The organism is Pseudoalteromonas aliena SW19 (assembly GCF_014905615.1).
Taxonomy (GTDB): Bacteria; Pseudomonadota; Gammaproteobacteria; order Enterobacterales; family Alteromonadaceae; genus Pseudoalteromonas; species Pseudoalteromonas aliena.
In genome coordinates, this window is the sequence record NZ_AQGU01000026.1 from 201443 (window position 1) to 217627 (window position 16185).

Here is a 16185-nt window from a genome sequence, read left to right on the forward strand (position 1 = left end):
AAAACCGCCAGTTGGCGGTTTTTTTATTTAAAATTAAAGGCTAAATTATAGATCGCCTTCATTTTCAGATAAGAACTTAGCAACGCCTTCAGGGCTTGCGTCCATACCTTTTTTACCTTCAGTCCAACCAGCAGGGCATACTTCACCGTGCTCAGTGTGGAACGTCAGTGCGTCAACCATACGAAGCATTTCATCGATGTTACGACCTAGTGGTAAATCGTTCACTACTTGGTGACGTACATTACCTTCTTCGTCGATTAAGAATGAACCACGAAATGCAACACCCGCTTCTGGATGCTCAACGTCGTATGCTTTACAAATCTCGTGCTTAACGTCTGCAACTAGTGCGTATTGAACTTTACCAATACCGCCGTCTGCAACAGCCGTGTTACGCCATGCGTTATGTGAGAATTGTGAATCGATAGAAACACCAATTACTTCTACGCCACGCTTTTGAAACTCTTCAAAACGCTTATCAAATGCAATAAGTTCAGAAGGGCATACAAACGTGAAATCTAGTGGGTAAAAGAAGATAACTGCTTTTTTACCTTTAATTGTTTCATGAAGGTTGTAGCTATCTACGATTTCACCATTACCAAGAACAGCTGCAGCGGTAAAGTCTGGTGCCTGGCGGCCTACTAATACACCCATTTTATTCTCCAAATATTTTGAGTTTGTTATCAATTGCTTTTGCAATGCTGGTACATATATGGGCGCTAAAAGTTAAAAACCAATAGCACCTATATATAATTATTCTGTATATTAGATATAAATATTTAAAAAAGATAATCGTATTTAACGATGTGCGCAATCGATAATACCGAACAATAATTTAAAACATCTAAAATGCAAAAAAACCTGCAAATGCAGGTTTTTTTCAAGCGTTTAGTCCATTATATCCGATGGCATATCACCACGAATTCTCTGCCAAATTTCGCCTGTTTGATGTCCATATTTACGCATCATCGAAATCGCACCATCGTGCTCTCTATTTTCCGCTAATACCGTTAGGTCTTTATAAAACTGGCGAGCAAGTTCACGTGTGCCTGCATCTGAAAAGTAATGACAACCAATTTTTGAATAAAAGCCTCTAAAGCCATTTAGTATTAATACATAAATACGATTGTTACCGGCAACAGCCAGCTCGTGATGCACTTTGTAATCGTAATCAGAGAAGGCTTGAGCGGTATCTTCTAATTCATCACTTTGTGATAAAATTTCAATCACACGTTCTGGGTTTAATTTAATTGCAGCACGCGTATAAATTGCACTGATATTTGTTCTTGCCGATAGAAGTTGATCGGTCAGCTCAGGCATTTTATCTTCATCTAAACGCGCTAAGGTCTCAAGAATATTTAAACCAGATGTTTCCCAAAAATTATTAACTTTGGTAGGTTTACCATGTTGAATAGTCAACCAGCCATCACGTGCTAAACGTTGTAATACTTCACGTAAAGTTGTTCTTGTTACGCCAATTAACTCTGAGAGTTCCCGTTCTGCAGGTAGAATTGAACCTGGAGGGAAATCACCATTCCAAATAGACTCAACTATATATTCTTCAGCAAATCCTGCTGGACTTTTGGCTTTAAAAATTCTCATTCAATTCCCACTCGAATTAATCTACAACTTATTGTTCACATGAATAGCCGACTGATTGTACCAGACGATGCACAACTAACAAGTAAAGTAATATACATTAGTCAAAGTGACCATACACACCAAAGGTAAGATTGCTGCAGAGCATAAGATTTTTGGCTCAATAAAAGGGATGATAATAACTTTTAATTGAACAAACTATTAGAACATATCAAATTAAAATCTGGCTCATCACTGGACAACTATGTATGAATACCGCAAGTCAGCGGCGTGCTGGCGGTGTTTTTGCGTCTATTTTGTGACAAGTGCGACAGTGCTAGCCGCCTGATTTAGGTTCTTGTTAGGCAAGGACTTCAACTGAACTGAAACCTGCCTAGTTAATGATTTAGCGCTATTAATGATTTCTGATACACTTGTCATTAATATTTCAGCTGTTCTCTTATTACAAAATGCAACCAGACACCTATTGCCCAATGCTTCTGCAGCCTTGATTTCATTCTTAATAATTAGAATGGGTGTCATCCTAATCCTACTATCATCCTAATCCTACTACCCTATATCATGCGCTAGCTACAGTGGGCCTTAGCTGTACCTACTATAGGCTTATAAAGTGATATGGCAGGACTTATGTTATCAATGGGGCTTGGTAGAACAGCACACCGCGTCAATTAGGGTTGTATCAAGTGATCATTAATTTTAGTTACTTCGGTCGCTTTCTTTCCTTTTTGTTGCCGCAGACTTTATCCTAAGTCATAATCTAATGCTTTATTTAAACGTGGAATTTTTATGAACTGGCTTGCGCAATTACCCACCCAACGTACACCCTGGCTTTTATTCACCGCTATTGTTTTTTTACTTGAAGTTACTGCCCTATTCTTTCAATACCAAATGGGGCTGGCGCCATGCATAATGTGTATTTATCAACGTACTGCGGTGTTAGGATTGCTTGCAGCTGGTATTGTTGGCTCAATTAATCCAAACAGTAAAGTAACGCGTGTTATTGCCTATTCAATCTGGGGAGTATCAAGTATTTGGGGCTATTTAATCGCACGCGAACATATCGATATGCAAACAACCACAGATCCTTTTGCATTTAGCTGCGAGTTTGAGCCAAACTTCCCGTCGTTTATGCCTTTGCATGAATGGATCCCTCACTTTTTTCAAGCGACGGGTGATTGCGGAAATATAGATTGGCAGTTTGCGGGTTTGAGTATGCCTGCTTGGATGGAAATTATATTTGGATTATTTGCTATTACATTTTTTATCGTAATAACAGGTCGCCTAATGTTAAAAAGAACGGTTTAGTCATTATGTTTACTTTTTTTTCTAGTCAACTTACAGAACTAAAGCATTTAAAAATACGCGACAGGCAAGCTGTTATCGCTGATTCATTAACGATGCTTTCACCTTCTGAACGCGTATTGCTTCGTATTATAAAATTGTTGTTACTCAGCCCACTATTTTTAATATTTACAGTATTTAAAGGTTGGATCCTAATACCATTTTTAATCCTTGGCGGACTTTGCTACCCCTTATTAACAACACCAATAGAAATTAACTTCGCTAAAAAAAATCTCAGTGAAGCATTAAAACATTATGATAAGGGCGCTTAAGCGCCCTTTATGCTTATTAGTTTAACAATAAAAAACCTATTTACAGCTCAAACACGACTAACACATTATTAAATATATTTAGTCAAAGGCCAATACGGTTTAATAGGACTTAAAGCTTAACTTTTCCCTCCAACTTAGTCATTAGCTTTTTACCAATCCCCTTAACTTTAGTTAAATCATCTATAGAAGTGAATTCACCATTTTTATCTCTATACTCAACGATTGCCTCGGCTTTCTTATTGCCAATTCCTGGTAATTTCGTTAGTAAACTCGCATCTGCTTTATTTATACTAATGGCTTCAAATTGCGGTATCTGTTGAGTAATTTCAGATAACTGAGCATAAATATTAGTTGCAGGGAGTAAACACAATAAACTTACAAGCAATAAGCTGTTAAATATTTTCATTTTGGCTTCCTTGAATTCTGTTCGAACATTGTTTAAATTTTGCTTAGGAAACATTCAATAAATAAAGTGCTAGAATTAGTCACTTAAAGAATAACTAAGCGCATTATCACTACTATCCGAAATCCTGTAATGCAGCGGGTAAAACAAGTGATTGCTTAACTAAAGTAAAATTACCGTTTTTTGTCAAATTTAGAACGAACTGAAAATAATAAGAGAAACTTGCAAATTACATCACAAACCATTACTGTACATAAAAACAGTAAACTAATGGTTTTTATAAACCACATTGCCACGCAAGCTTGCAGGAGAAATCATGGCTGTTGTTGTTAAATATGTTGTAGAACGAAACGGAGTTGAGCGCATGACGTTTACTACTAAAAAAGAAGCTGATGCCTATGACAAAATGCTCGATATAGCAGAGTCACTTGAGCTAATGCTCGAAAAAGTAGATGTACCGTTAAGTGAGCAACAAATAGAGTCACTGGCCCTGGAAATAGCAAAGAGCAAAGATGACTTTATGGCTGTATTGAAAGGCGCAAAAGATCCTGTGCCGGCTAAAGTCTCAGAAAAAAGTAAAAAAACAGATAATGTTGCTTCGATCAAAAATAGCGACGAAAAACAAGTAAGCTAAAAAAGCATTAAATAAAAAAGGGAGCAACTTAGTTGCTCCCTTTTTTATCACTTAATCCAACTTAAATTAGCTATTTAAAGCTCTTTTTCTACCTCATCAAATAATATTGTTATATCTTCTGCAGGCTCACTTGTTACTAAACTTACAGCGACAATAGCAATACTCGATAAAATAAAGCCAGGTACTATTTCATACATAAAGCTACTTAAGCTCTTGCCATCAATAGTAAATGGACCGTAGATCCAAATAAGTACTGTAAATGCACCCACCAGCATACCGGCTAAAGCACCAGCAAAGTTCATACGTTTCCAATAAAGACTAAACAACACCAATGGACCAAATGCAGCTCCAAACCCTGCCCATGCATTACTAACTAAGTCTAAAATAGAGCTATCTCGGTCATAGGCTAAGTAGATAGCGAACAGTGCCACAATAGCTACACTAATTCGGCCAACGGTTACCAATTCAAAATCGCTAGCATCTTTACGTAAAAATGTTTTATATAAATCTTCTGTCAAAGAGCTTGAACTAACTAATAACTGTGAAGAAATTGTACTCATAATAGCCGCTAAAATTGCAGCTAATAAAAAGCCAGCAATCAAAGGGTGAAATAGTAGCTCTGAAAGAATTAAGAAAATAGTTTCAGGGTCTTTCACTACAATGTTATTTTCATAAGTATATGCGGCACCAAATATACCTGTAGCAACAGCACCAACGGCGGCAACAATCATCCATGTCATACCAATACGACGAGCCGTTGGCATGTCTTTAACACTGCGTACTGACATAAAACGGACAATAATATGAGGTTGTCCAAAATAACCTAATCCCCATGCCATTGCTGAAATAATACCTAGTGTTGAGCCTGCACCAATCCAACTAAGCATATCTGGATTAACACTGTTTAGGGTCGATTCTAGTGGTTGTTCTAGCAATGAGTAGGCAACAGTAGGCACTAAGATAAGCGCAATAAACATGATACAGCCTTGCACAAAATCAGTTAGGCTCACAGCTAAAAATCCACCAAACAAAGTATACAAAACAACAACACCCGTGGTGACGTATAAACCCATTTCATAGCTTAGGCCAAATGAGCTTTCAAATAATTTACCGCCAGCAACAACTCCCGAAGAAGTATAAAGTGTGAAGAACACAATAATCACAACAGCAGAAACAACACGTAATAAGTTTGATTTATCATTAAAGCGATTAGAAAAGTAATCTGGAATGGTAATCGAGTCATTTGCTTTTTCGGTATAAACTCTTAGTCGAGGGGCTACCAGAAAGTAGTTTAACCAAGCACCTGCAATTAAGCCAATTGCTATCCACGTACTACTAAACCCAGTTACGAACATTGCACCAGGTAGGCCCATTAATATCCAACCACTCATGTCTGAAGCACCAGCTGAAAGCGCAGCTACACTTGGTGATAAATTCCTGCCTCCTAGCATATAGCCGGAAACATCGCTCGTAGATTGTTTATATGCATATAGTCCTATACCCAACATTACAACAAAGTATAACGTCAGTGAAATAATCATTCCTGTTTCCAAATTAGCCTCCGCACAATTATTAATAACAGGCTTTTGATCCGAATATTGACTCTTAATATTTTATAATAAAGACAGTATTAGGATAAAAGCTATTCGTAATGACTATAACATGCCTAATACGCAAATCTCCAACTTGTTGCCTTTTCTGATTTAAAAACATTCACGTTGTACGCTTTTAAATCAAACCATTAGATCCCGTTAATTTTTGAAAAGCGTATTACAAAGTTACCACTCTTTATAAAATAAAGAGCAATGTGTAACGCTCAGCAAAAACGCTTCAAGGAGTGATAAACGTGTTTAACCACAAGGGTGTGATAAATAAAATGTAAATATAACGCTTAAGCTTGGCTACACCTCATTCAACACATGAATTTATAAACTTCACTTTTTTAAATTGAAAATAATTTTAAAGCCCTATTTATCCTAATAATTCACTTGGTTTATAAGTATAATTTACTAGGGCGTGTTGACCTTTCGTGATTAATTTTGCAGCAGACTGTTTGGTATTTGGGCAAGGCAGAGCCTATGTAGTGTGGTTATTCCCCATAAATAGGCGATAACGCAGCATAAATGCCAAACATGCGCTGCCCTTTGAGCTCGATCTAGGGACGATTAACTCTTTGTTACTCGGTTTTTACTTATTCTTTCTAGGGACGATTAACTCTTTGTTGCTCGGTTTTTACTTAGCCCACTAGGTTACAAACCTCGCGCCGCGATTAAATCGCCCCTAGATTGAACAAATTTCAATCTACACAGGTCAACACGCCCTAATACTAAACATTTACATAATGCTATTTTGAATGTTTTACCATATATTATTACACTAATTACTATCTCTACTCATACGGAATGTTTATGTATTTTTATGCTGCACGCCAGCCTATTTTAAACCGCAACAAAGAGCTTATTGGTTACGAGCTTTTATTTCGTGATGGTGTAGACAACGTATTTCCCAACATAGATGGAGATGAAGCAACAACACGCTTAATCGAAGGCAGCCAATTTAACTTTGGTCTAGAAGATTTAACAGACAATAAACCAGCATATATAAATTTCACTTTAGAAACACTGCTAAAAGGTTACCCAACAATACTTGGTAAAGACGCTATCGTTGTTGAAATTTTAGAAACAATCCAGCCTGGTAAGCGTCTACTCGCTATTGTTAAAGATTTAAAAGGCAAAGGCTACACTCTGGCATTGGACGATTATACTCACCAACCAGTTTGGCGGCATTTTTATCCATTTATCGATATTATTAAAATCGACTTTTTAACGTTAGATACCAACAATATTCACGACATTATTGCTGACTTAAAACAATATCCGCATATCAAATTACTTGCTGAAAAAGTAGAAACCCATGAAATGTATAATTTAGCTTTAAAGCTCGGGTTTGATTATTTTCAAGGGTTTTTCTTTTCAAAGCCTGAAATGGTTCAAAGCAAAGCATTACCGCCATCTGAAATGGCATTAGCTGAGTTACTTTATGAAACCTCAAGCGTTGAAATCAATTTACAAAAGATTACGGATGTATTTGAACGCGACGTAAATTTATCATATAAATTGCTGCGTTATTCTAATTCAGCTGCATTTGCAAAACGCGCTGAAGTAAACACTATTAAGCAAGCACTTATCATACTCGGTGCAAATGAAATAAAAAAACTACTCTCTTTATTATTTGCAGCACAAATCTCTGCTAATAAACCCGTAGAGCTGCTTCGGTTGTCACTTACTCGTGCTCGCTTCGCCGAGTTGCTCGCAATATCTCATGGACAGTTTAAAGATACTGGCATGGCCTTTTTGACCGGTATGATGTCATTAATGGATGCTATTTTAGATCAAAGCATGGAAAGCGTAATGAGTAAGTTACCGCTGTCTGATGAAATAAAAGCGGCGTTGCTCAAAAATGAAGGGCTACTCGCTAAATACTTAAACCTAGTAAAATATTACGAGCAAGCTAATTGGCCAGCAGCAAACGAAATGACTAAGGAGCTAAATCTAGGAGGCAAAGTGCCCGATGCCTATCACGAAGCGCTTGGTTGGGTGAGCGAGCAAATGCAGTTGATAGTTAACGAAAAATAAATAACCTGAACTCTGGTTAAGATATTTACTAATATATTGAATCATAATGATATTTAAATTTATTTTTCTCTAGGGCGTGTTGAACTTTGTGGATTGAAATTTGTTCAATCTAGGGGCGATTTAATCGCGGCGCGAGATTTGTAACCTAGTGGGCTAAGTAAAAACCGAGTAAAAAAGAGTAAATAGCCCCTAGGAAGAACCCTTTGGCAGCGTCTTTTTGGTATTAATGCTGCGTTATCGCCTATTTATGGGGAATAACCACACTACATAGGCTCTGCCTTGCCTAAATACCAAACAGACTGCTGCAAATTCAACCTTGAAAGGTCAACGGACCCTAGCCAGAGATTTTCAGTGAAAACAAAGCGAACTTACGCGTCAATAGCAGGCCTATTGCAAGTAAATTCAACGTAGTTAGCGCTGAAAATAGCTGCTCGAGATATATTTATTATCCAGAATTCAAGTTAACTATATAAATAGCAAACAAAAACGCCAGCATTTAGCTGGCGTTTTTGTAAGTGGCTTTTTAATTACAGACTTTCTAGAAAATCTTCATCAAAATCCGCAGGCTCTTCTTTTACTGGCGGATTACCATCATATAGTTCATATATTTGACGTTGAAAGTAAATATCTTTAACAAATAAATATGGGTCGAGCGAATCATTCAGCAAACCTTCTTGAGGGATTAACGATGCTCGCGCTTCAACGGCTTTTAAAACAAAGACTAAAATTGTTTGTGGTGTGGTCAGTGCTATTTTAGGCAAGGCGATATTATCAACAACATCACCTGTTAAATTACGGGCAGTCGTTGGCCCCATACCTGGGAGCATTAAATAAGCACCATCACCGACGCCCCATACACCCAGAGTTTGGCCAAAGTCTTCATCTACAACTTCAAGACCTAATGAGCTCGCAACATCAAAAATACCAAATATACCCACCGTCGAGTTAACTAAAAAACGCGCTAAGCTCACGCCTGCATTTCCTGCTTTACCCTGTAAACCAGCATTTATCATATCCACTGGTGCTGTAATATTATCAGTGAAATGTACAACACCTTGTCGAACAGGTGCTGGCGTTACTGTTATATAACCGACTGCGGCTGGACGTAATATGTATGCATCTAGTACATCCATATTAAAGTCATACAGCGGGCGATTAATACTTTGCAGCGGATCTCTATCATCTACTTTGCTTTGTGGTACCTGAGCACAACCGGCCAGTACCAATAAACATAAAAATGTGAAACTATGTTTTAACATCTAACGTCCTTAAGGTATTAATGTATTAATTTGAAGTTGGTAGTCACTTACACTTTCACGCTTTAACGGCTCTGAATGCCCTTCAAGCTCCCCAGAACTTGGCATAACCGAGTCATCTATAGAAATACGAGCCGATATAACAATATTCTCTGCACTAGATAAGTTAAGCCCTGCAACCATAGCACTACTATCGCTCAACTCAACCGTAACTGGAAATGAATAGGTAGTTAGCTTAACAGCAGCTAGCGGCATAGGAGAGCCAGTTGCAGCTTTTGCAAATATAAACAAAATGCCGTTTTTTGGTTGTTTATCAATAAGCTCTTTTGCAATATCGACGGTAACAGTAATAGTGCTCACACCGTTTGTTACAGGTATAACAGAACCTTCACTTTGCATTTGCTGCTCAATATCAGCAATACGTTTGGAGATCATACTATAGCGCGAATCACTTTTTTCCATACTCGCAAGTAGAACTTCAAATGCAGCTTTAGCTTGCGGCCAGTCTTTACGTTCATAAGCAATCAGCGCGAGTAATGAAATTGCATCTAAATTTGTAGGTTCAACTTTTAATACTTTTGAGAGCATGCCTGCCGCGCGGGTCATATTAGCTTCGCTACCTTCAAGTAATAAAACTTGGCTGTAGCTAATAAGTACCTGCATATTATCAGGATTCATACGCAATGCTTTATCAAATGATTGCTGCGCCATATCAAACTCATTTAGCGACATAGCCACTCGGCCAAGTAGCATCCAAGCAATTTCGTCATCACCCGAACGGCTAAGCTTTGTACGAAGGGCCAGTGCAAAAGCTTGTAGCTCATTTTGACTAAGTGGCTCACCTTTTTGCATTACAGCACGCTCACCGTAATCAGCTAGATTATCCATTGCGTCATGCCAAGCCGAAATTTGCTGCTGACTTCCCGTAAAGCTATAAAAAATCCCTGTGAGCGCAAGAACAAATGCACCACCCGTTAAAGCAAAAATACGATTATTACCTTTGCTGTTTAGTGATTTTTCTGGTGATAGCTCGTTCAACAAACGGCGTTTTAATTCAACGATTGATTCTGCATGGTTTATGCTATCAATGCGTTGATTATCTAAATCAGTTTGCAAATCGACTAAACGCTGCTCATAAATACTAATTAATTCAGCATTGGCGTTATGAGTAATTGTTTGAACACGCTCTTTTTTTAAAAAAGGTAGCATAACAAAACCAAGCGCAACTAGTGTGAGTAAAGCAAAACACGCCCACATTAAAATCATTTAGCATTGCTCCTGACGTTTATTTTCATCGATTAGCTTCGCTAGCAGCATTTCGTCGTCACTGCTCCACGTTTGTTTTACTGATGCTTTTCGCTGGCGAATAACAATAAAACCAAAGCCGATAATTACGATTAATACAGGTAACACCCACAACACTAACGTAGCTGGTGTAACTGGTGGGTCGTAATGAACAAAATAACCAAAGCGATCGATCATGTAATCAATTACTTCGTCTTTGCTTTTACCTTCTTTAACCAACACAAGTACTTTATCGCGTAAATCTTTAGCAACAACAGCGTCTGAGTCAGCAATATTCTGATTTTGACACTTAGGGCAACGCAGCTCTTTGTTCAACTCTTCAAACAATATTGCTTGTTCGTTATTATCAAATTGGTAGCGATCTTGCTGTGCAAACACTCCCAAGCTTACAAAAAGGCTAAGAATAAGTAATAACCACTTCATTATTTAAGCTCCTGCATAATTGGCGCAAATTTAGCTCGCCATACTCGCGGGTTTATATCACCGGTGTGATGCAATAAAATAGTGCCGTTTTTATCGACTAAAAATGTTTCAGGCGCACCCGACACCCCTAAATCCAACGACAAAGTGCGGTGCAAATCTAAAATATTAAATTGATACGGGTCGCCTGCGCGCTCTAGCATATCGCTTACTTCAGTGCGAAGTGATTGCATATTAAACGGGCCATCAAAATCTGCGTCATAACCTTGTACGTAATAAAGGCCGACAATTTTAACGCCTTGCTCACGTAACTTAGTTAAATAGCCAAGTTCAGCTAAACAGGTTGGGCACCAAGTACCCCATACATTTAATAAGTAAACTTCACCTTTTAACGACTCGTTAGTCCACTGTTTATTATCTTGCATTAAATCAGGTAAATTAAATGCAGGCATTTCTTGTCCTAATCGCCCTGTTTGAATTTCACGAGGATTGGCAAAAAGTCCCTGGTATAAAAATACGCAGACAAAAGCAAACACCAAAAGCGGCGCAATAGCTAAAACTTTGCGGTTCATAAAACACTCTCCGCAGCTGCTCTTCGAGCTGTTTTCGTCGATGTACGATACCGCTTATCAAACAAGATCATAAATCCTGCTAACGATACAAGTACACCACCAATCCACATCCAACGAACAAATGGCTTATGATAAATTCTAAGTGACCATGCACCTTGGCTTAATTGCTCACCCAGCGCTAAGTATAAATCACGTGTAAAGCCAGCATCTATTGCCGCCTCAGTCATAAACTGCATACCTATATCGTACTTGCGTTTTTCAGCATGTAATTGGGTTACAAGTTCATTATTTTTAAGCACTGAGACAACACCCGCATGTCCGCTGTAATTTGGCCCTCGAATAGTTTTAACACCATCAAAGCGATATTCGTATTGATTAAGCTGTACCGTATCACCTTGCTTCATTGATACATCACGCTCAACTGAGTAAGCAGATGTAAGCGTTACGCCCGCAATAACAAACGCAATACCAATATGACCAAGCACCATGGCCCAGTAACTTACACCTAAGCGTTTTAAGCCTTCTTTTAAGGTATCGTGCACAGCTGCTTTGGTGTAAATATCAATCCCTGTTGATATAGCAATCCAAACTGCAAGCGTTGTAGCTAAGAGCGTAAGTGGTTTTACTAAATCGTAACTAGAGAATAACCAAGCACAGGTGATCACGACACTCGACACGACACCCATTAATATTTTGTTTTGCAAAAAGGCCCATTTGTTTTGCTTCCAACGTAAAAATGGTCCTATTCCCATCAAAATAGCGAACGGCACTAAAATTATTGCAAACATTTTATTAAAAAACGGTTCACCGATAGAAATACTGCCTAAGCCCATTTCTTTATGAACCATAGGTAATAGCGTACCCAGTAGTACGATTAATGTAGCAACCACTAAAAATATATTATTGAGCCATAATGCCACTTCGCGAGATACAAGCTTGTATCGACCTTCGCTGTGCACTTGCGATACTCGTAGCGCATACAATGCTAAGCCACCGCCTACAACGATGCCGAAAAAGGCGAGAATAAATAAACCTCTATCAGGGTCTGTTGCAAAAGCATGCACCGATACAATAATACCCGAGCGCACAATAAACGTACCCAGCAAACTTAAAGAGAATGCAGCAATTGCGAGTAATACCGTCCACGATTTAAACACACCGCGTTTTTCAGTCACGCTTAAAGAGTGCAGTAATGCAGTTGCAACAAGCCATGGCATAAGCGAGGCGTTTTCAACCGGATCCCAAAACCACCAGCCGCCCCAGCCAAGTTCTGAATACGCCCACCAGCTACCAATTGTTATTCCTAGAGTTAAAAAGCCCCATGCAGTCATTGTCCACGGGCGTGACCATTTAGCCCATGTGTTATCAAGTTTACCTGTTAACAATGCCGCAATAGCAAAAGAGAAAGCAACCGACAGCCCTACATAACCCATGTACAGTAATGGCGGATGAATAATCATACCGGGATCTTGAAGTAACGGGTTTAAATCACGTCCTTCGACCGGAAAATAAGGCAGTAAACGCTCAAATGGGCTTGAAAGCAGCAAGGTGTACATCATAAAACCCACACCTAAAAAGCCAAGCACACCCAATACACGCGCACGTAATACCCAAGGTAATGATTTGGAGCGTGCAGCAACTACCGCTGTCCAACCCGCTTGCATTACAAGCCATAGTAAAATGGCCCCTTCATGACCGCCCCAGGTAGAGGTGATTTTATAATACCAAGGCAATGTACTACTTGAATGGTAGGCTACGTACGATACGGTAAAATCATCCGTTAAACTGGCATAAATAAGTGCAGCAAAAGAGATTAAAACAAAAGCAAATTGCCCTATTGCTAAAGATGGAGCCGCGCGCATCAATCGAAGATTACCGGTATGCGCACCCCAAAGAGGAAAAATACACAGCAAAACGCTTAGCACCATGGCAAGCGTTAAAGAAAAATAACCAATTTCTGGGATCATAGCTAATTACCACTATCTAAGTTGTATTTTGGTTTTTCGTGCTTAATACCTTTAACTGCCTCTGCAACTTCTGCAGGCATATATTCTTCATCATGCTTTGCAAGCACTTCAAATGCTTCTATTACGTTAGGCTCAATTAATACGCCTTGCGCTACAATGCCTTGCCCTTCACGAAATAAATCAGGCAAAATACCTTGATAACGTACTGTTACCAGTGGGCCAGTATCAATTAACTTAAAGCTTACTTGTAAACTTTGTTCATTACGCTTAACAGTACCTGGAACAACCATGCCGCCAATACGTAACTTTTGACCTATATATGGCTTTTCTTTGTTAGGGCCTTTACCGTCAATAAGTTCACTTGGCGTATAAAATAAGTTTATATTTTCTTGAAGTGCGTAGAGCACTAAACCAATTGAGCCACCAATACTAAACAGTACGGCAATGATTACCAATAAGCGCTTTTTACGTCTTGGATTCATGAGATTTGTTCCTGTTTAGCTTTTTTAATTCGCACTTCACGTATTATTTGTTGCTCTACAGAAGCCATAATACGTTTGGTATCTCTTAAAGAGTTGACTAAAATACCAAGCAAAATAAGTGCGCATGTACCAAAAGAAAGCCATACATAAAACCCATAGCCCCCCATTGCAATAAAATCAGAAAAAGAGTCAAACTGCATAATTACCCCTTATTTAACAACGTACGCACCCACGGTCGATGCTTTTCGCGTTGCAAAATTTCATTTTTAAGACGAATTAAAGTCACTGTTCCTACAAAAGCAGCAAAGGCTAAAATATTAACCATAAGTGGCCAAAACATACTTGGGTCAACTGCATTTGTATTGAACTTTGTAATGCTTGCGCCTTGGTGCAATGTATTCCACCATTCAACCGAAAAGTGAATGATTGGTAAGTTGATCACCCCAACAATGGCTAAAATAGACGCGGCACGTCCTGCTGATTTCTTATCTTCAAATGCGTGGTATAGCGAAAGCACACCCAAATATAAAAATAATAAAATAAGCTCAGAGGTTAAACGTGCATCCCACACCCACCAAGCACCCCACATAGGTTTACCCCAGGCAGCGCCAGTAATGAGCGCTATTGCAGTCACGCAAGCACCTACTGGTGCTATAGCAATAACCGCAAGCTCTGCATTTCTTAGTTGCCATACAAGTGCAACAATAGCGGCAATAGCCATTGATGAGTAAGCACCCATTGATAAAATGGCAGAAGGAACATGAATAAAGATGATACGGTAGCTATCTTTTTGTTGATAATCGGCAGGTGCAAAACCAAGCCCCCAAACCCATCCAACAATCATACTAACTACAGTAACTACGGCGAAATAAGGCAGTAACGTATTGCATAACTGATATGCACGCTCTGCTTTAGCATAGGGATGTAACCATTTCCACATTAACTTACACTCACTTTTAAAGCTGACGATATGGCAATTGGTGCGCTAATAATAGCAATAAGTAACATAGCACCAAGGATGGCAAGCTGCCCGCTATAATCCAGCGACATAGAGCTGGTATCGATAGCCGACGTTGCAAAAATCAAAACAGGAATATACAAAGGCAGTACGAGTAAACTCATCAAAATACCCCCTTTTTGTAGCCCCACAGTAAGCCCAGCGCCTATTGCGCCAATAAAGCTCAACAGTGGTGTGCCTAATAACAATGTTAAAACAGTCGCGGTTAGTGCCGTACTCTCTAGGTTTAACAACAATGCAAACAGCGGCGTCATTAATACCAGCGGTAAACCTGTCACTACCCAGTGTGCGGCAACTTTGGCAAGCACAGTGAGTGATAACGGATAAGAAGACGCAATTAATTGTTCAAGAGAGCCATCATTAAAATCATCTCTAAATAACTTATCTAAACCCAACATAGTAGAAAGTAGTGCAGCGACCCAAATGATACCTGGCGCTATTCTCGCTAATAGACCTGGCTCAGGCCCTATTGCTAACGGAAATAATGAAATTACAATTAAGAAAAACAAAATAGGGTTTACAATTTCGGCGCGCTGACGAAATGCAAGCTTTACATCTTTGCTAAATACCGCACTAAAGAGCAACCAATAAGAGTGTTGACGAGTCATTAGTGGCGATACTCCAATGTAACCGTTTGTAAGTTACTAAAGTGGGTCGTTAAGTCTTGGTGAGTCGTTAACAAAATAGCACCACCGCTTTGCAAGTGCTCAGTAAATCTTTGTTGTAAAAAGGCGACACCGCTTTTATCAAGTGCAGTAAATGGCTCATCAAGTACCCATAATTTAGCATCGCTTAACCAAAGCCTTACTAAAGCAACACGTCTCTGTTGCCCTGCTGATAACGTTCTAACAGGTACATCTTCAAGCCCAACAAGACCCAGTTTCGCTAAAATAGGATATAAGTCAGGCTCATTTATGTAGCCATTTATATGTAACCAATGACGAACATTTTCAACCGCGCTAAGCTGGGTGTTTACACCCGTTTTATGGCCTATAAATAATAACTCTCTGGCATACTCTTCATAGTACTTAGATATCGGTTGTTCTTGGTATAAAATAACGCCTTCGTCAGGCACAGAAAAACCTGCGATAATACGCAATAGCGACGTTTTACCAGCCCCATTAGGACCCGCTAATTGCATGATTTGACCGCTATTAAGGCTAAAATTAAGATCCGCAAACAAACAACGTTCTTGCTTGATGCAGGTGACGGACTTAATGTGTAACAAGATGACGATTCTCTCTGCCAAAAATTAGGCGTTAGTCTACCATAATGATAGGGTAA

The 16185-nt window shown here is 39.0% G+C and carries 18 protein-coding genes; 4 read left to right on the forward strand and 14 right to left on the reverse strand.

From position 1 onward, the window contains the following. Positions 1–45 precede the first annotated feature (45 nt). Together PALI_RS12130 and fadR are read right to left on the reverse strand one after the other, a co-directional pair. The gene (locus PALI_RS12130; RefSeq protein ID WP_077537285.1) at positions 46–651 is read right to left on the reverse strand and encodes a peroxiredoxin; all 606 of its coding nucleotides are present in this window, start codon (positions 649–651) and stop codon (positions 46–48) included. A gap of 234 nt (positions 652–885) precedes the next feature. Beyond that, complete coding sequence (gene fadR / locus PALI_RS12135) at positions 886–1599, reverse strand: fatty acid metabolism transcriptional regulator FadR (protein WP_182700904.1); 714 nt, start codon at positions 1597–1599, stop codon at positions 886–888. A 783-nt stretch (positions 1600–2382) separates the two neighbouring features. Here fadR and dsbB point away from each other — a divergent pair. Both dsbB and PALI_RS12145 read left to right on the forward strand, forming a co-directional pair. After that, positions 2383–2901, forward strand: coding sequence for a disulfide bond formation protein DsbB (gene dsbB, locus PALI_RS12140; protein ID WP_182700905.1), 519 nt, complete (start codon positions 2383–2385; stop codon positions 2899–2901). Between the two features lie 5 nt (positions 2902–2906). Next, positions 2907–3209, forward strand: coding sequence for a DUF6170 family protein (locus PALI_RS12145; RefSeq protein WP_182700906.1), 303 nt, complete (start codon positions 2907–2909; stop codon positions 3207–3209). A gap of 109 nt (positions 3210–3318) precedes the next feature. On the opposite strand, the gene PALI_RS12150 is transcribed toward PALI_RS12145, so the two are convergent. Then, positions 3319–3615 carry a ComEA family DNA-binding protein gene (locus PALI_RS12150; RefSeq protein WP_138586988.1) on the reverse strand — a complete coding sequence of 99 codons (297 nt, stop codon included), beginning with the start codon at positions 3613–3615 and terminating at the stop codon, positions 3319–3321. 313 nt (positions 3616–3928) lie between these two features. Between PALI_RS12150 and PALI_RS12155 the strand changes: the two genes are divergently transcribed. Beyond that, positions 3929–4246 carry a YebG family protein gene (locus tag PALI_RS12155; RefSeq protein WP_182700907.1) on the forward strand — a complete coding sequence of 106 codons (318 nt, stop codon included), beginning with the start codon at positions 3929–3931 and terminating at the stop codon, positions 4244–4246. 74 nt (positions 4247–4320) lie between these two features. On the opposite strand, the gene putP is transcribed toward PALI_RS12155, so the two are convergent. Continuing rightward, the gene (gene putP, locus PALI_RS12160; protein ID WP_138585471.1) at positions 4321–5799 is read right to left on the reverse strand and encodes a sodium/proline symporter PutP; all 1479 of its coding nucleotides are present in this window, start codon (positions 5797–5799) and stop codon (positions 4321–4323) included. A gap of 855 nt (positions 5800–6654) precedes the next feature. On the opposite strand from putP, the gene PALI_RS12165 reads away from it, so the two are divergent. Continuing rightward, positions 6655–7881 (forward strand): EAL and HDOD domain-containing protein, encoded by a 1227-nt coding sequence (locus tag PALI_RS12165; RefSeq protein WP_193156022.1) that lies wholly within the window; start codon positions 6655–6657, stop codon positions 7879–7881. Between the two features lie 527 nt (positions 7882–8408). On the opposite strand, the gene PALI_RS12170 is transcribed toward PALI_RS12165, so the two are convergent. Genes PALI_RS12170 through ccmA form a run of 10 tightly spaced genes read right to left on the reverse strand, consistent with a single transcriptional unit; the run spans position 8409 to position 16129 of the window. Then, the gene (locus PALI_RS12170; RefSeq protein WP_077537276.1) at positions 8409–9140 is read right to left on the reverse strand and encodes an MlaA family lipoprotein; all 732 of its coding nucleotides are present in this window, start codon (positions 9138–9140) and stop codon (positions 8409–8411) included. 9 nt (positions 9141–9149) lie between these two features. Continuing rightward, positions 9150–10403, reverse strand: a complete 1254-nt coding sequence (gene ccmI, locus PALI_RS12175) for a c-type cytochrome biogenesis protein CcmI (protein WP_182700910.1) — start codon at positions 10401–10403, stop codon at positions 9150–9152. Then, positions 10404–10865, reverse strand: coding sequence for a cytochrome c-type biogenesis protein (locus PALI_RS12180; RefSeq protein WP_182700911.1), 462 nt, complete (start codon positions 10863–10865; stop codon positions 10404–10406). Beyond that, positions 10865–11434, reverse strand: a complete 570-nt coding sequence (locus PALI_RS12185; protein ID WP_193156023.1) for a redoxin family protein — start codon at positions 11432–11434, stop codon at positions 10865–10867. The genes PALI_RS12180 and PALI_RS12185 overlap by 1 nt, the downstream gene beginning before the upstream one ends. Further along, positions 11431–13401, reverse strand: a complete 1971-nt coding sequence (locus PALI_RS12190) for a heme lyase CcmF/NrfE family subunit (protein WP_182700913.1) — start codon at positions 13399–13401, stop codon at positions 11431–11433. Before PALI_RS12190 ends, PALI_RS12185 begins: the two co-directional genes overlap by 4 nt. Before the next feature lie 2 nt (positions 13402–13403). Continuing rightward, the gene (gene ccmE / locus PALI_RS12195; RefSeq protein ID WP_138585383.1) at positions 13404–13883 is read right to left on the reverse strand and encodes a cytochrome c maturation protein CcmE; all 480 of its coding nucleotides are present in this window, start codon (positions 13881–13883) and stop codon (positions 13404–13406) included. Further along, the gene (gene ccmD / locus PALI_RS12200; protein ID WP_193156024.1) at positions 13880–14083 is read right to left on the reverse strand and encodes a heme exporter protein CcmD; all 204 of its coding nucleotides are present in this window, start codon (positions 14081–14083) and stop codon (positions 13880–13882) included. The genes ccmE and ccmD overlap by 4 nt, the downstream gene beginning before the upstream one ends. Positions 14084–14085: 2 nt before the next feature. Then, entirely contained in the window at positions 14086–14823 is a 738-nt protein-coding gene (locus PALI_RS12205) for a heme ABC transporter permease (RefSeq protein WP_077537270.1), read from the reverse strand. After that, positions 14823–15509, reverse strand: coding sequence for a heme exporter protein CcmB (gene ccmB, locus PALI_RS12210; protein WP_193156025.1), 687 nt, complete (start codon positions 15507–15509; stop codon positions 14823–14825). The genes PALI_RS12205 and ccmB overlap by 1 nt, the downstream gene beginning before the upstream one ends. After that, positions 15509–16129: a cytochrome c biogenesis heme-transporting ATPase CcmA gene (gene ccmA, locus PALI_RS12215; RefSeq protein ID WP_182700917.1), complete on the reverse strand. Its 621-nt coding sequence runs from the start codon at positions 16127–16129 to the stop codon at positions 15509–15511. The genes ccmB and ccmA overlap by 1 nt, the downstream gene beginning before the upstream one ends. Between the last annotated feature and the right edge of the window lie 56 nt (positions 16130–16185).

Coding starts and splice junctions, on each gene's coding strand:
- PALI_RS12145 (WP_182700906.1), top strand. CDS start 2,907: ATGTTTACTTTTTTTTCTAGTCAACTTACAGAACTAAAGCATTTAAAA.
- fadR (WP_182700904.1), bottom strand. CDS start 1,599: ATGAGAATTTTTAAAGCCAAAAGTCCAGCAGGATTTGCTGAAGAATAT.
- PALI_RS12190 (WP_182700913.1), bottom strand. CDS start 13,401: ATGATCCCAGAAATTGGTTATTTTTCTTTAACGCTTGCCATGGTGCTA.
- dsbB (WP_182700905.1), top strand. CDS start 2,383: ATGAACTGGCTTGCGCAATTACCCACCCAACGTACACCCTGGCTTTTA.
- PALI_RS12180 (WP_182700911.1), bottom strand. CDS start 10,865: ATGAAGTGGTTATTACTTATTCTTAGCCTTTTTGTAAGCTTGGGAGTG.
- ccmB (WP_193156025.1), bottom strand. CDS start 15,509: ATGACTCGTCAACACTCTTATTGGTTGCTCTTTAGTGCGGTATTTAGC.
- PALI_RS12205 (WP_077537270.1), bottom strand. CDS start 14,823: ATGTGGAAATGGTTACATCCCTATGCTAAAGCAGAGCGTGCATATCAG.
- PALI_RS12185 (WP_193156023.1), bottom strand. CDS start 11,434: ATGAACCGCAAAGTTTTAGCTATTGCGCCGCTTTTGGTGTTTGCTTTT.
- PALI_RS12150 (WP_138586988.1), bottom strand. CDS start 3,615: ATGAAAATATTTAACAGCTTATTGCTTGTAAGTTTATTGTGTTTACTC.
- PALI_RS12165 (WP_193156022.1), top strand. CDS start 6,655: ATGTATTTTTATGCTGCACGCCAGCCTATTTTAAACCGCAACAAAGAG.
- PALI_RS12130 (WP_077537285.1), bottom strand. CDS start 651: ATGGGTGTATTAGTAGGCCGCCAGGCACCAGACTTTACCGCTGCAGCT.
- ccmE (WP_138585383.1), bottom strand. CDS start 13,883: ATGAATCCAAGACGTAAAAAGCGCTTATTGGTAATCATTGCCGTACTG.
- PALI_RS12170 (WP_077537276.1), bottom strand. CDS start 9,140: ATGTTAAAACATAGTTTCACATTTTTATGTTTATTGGTACTGGCCGGT.
- PALI_RS12155 (WP_182700907.1), top strand. CDS start 3,929: ATGGCTGTTGTTGTTAAATATGTTGTAGAACGAAACGGAGTTGAGCGC.
- ccmD (WP_193156024.1), bottom strand. CDS start 14,083: ATGCAGTTTGACTCTTTTTCTGATTTTATTGCAATGGGGGGCTATGGG.
- ccmI (WP_182700910.1), bottom strand. CDS start 10,403: ATGATTTTAATGTGGGCGTGTTTTGCTTTACTCACACTAGTTGCGCTT.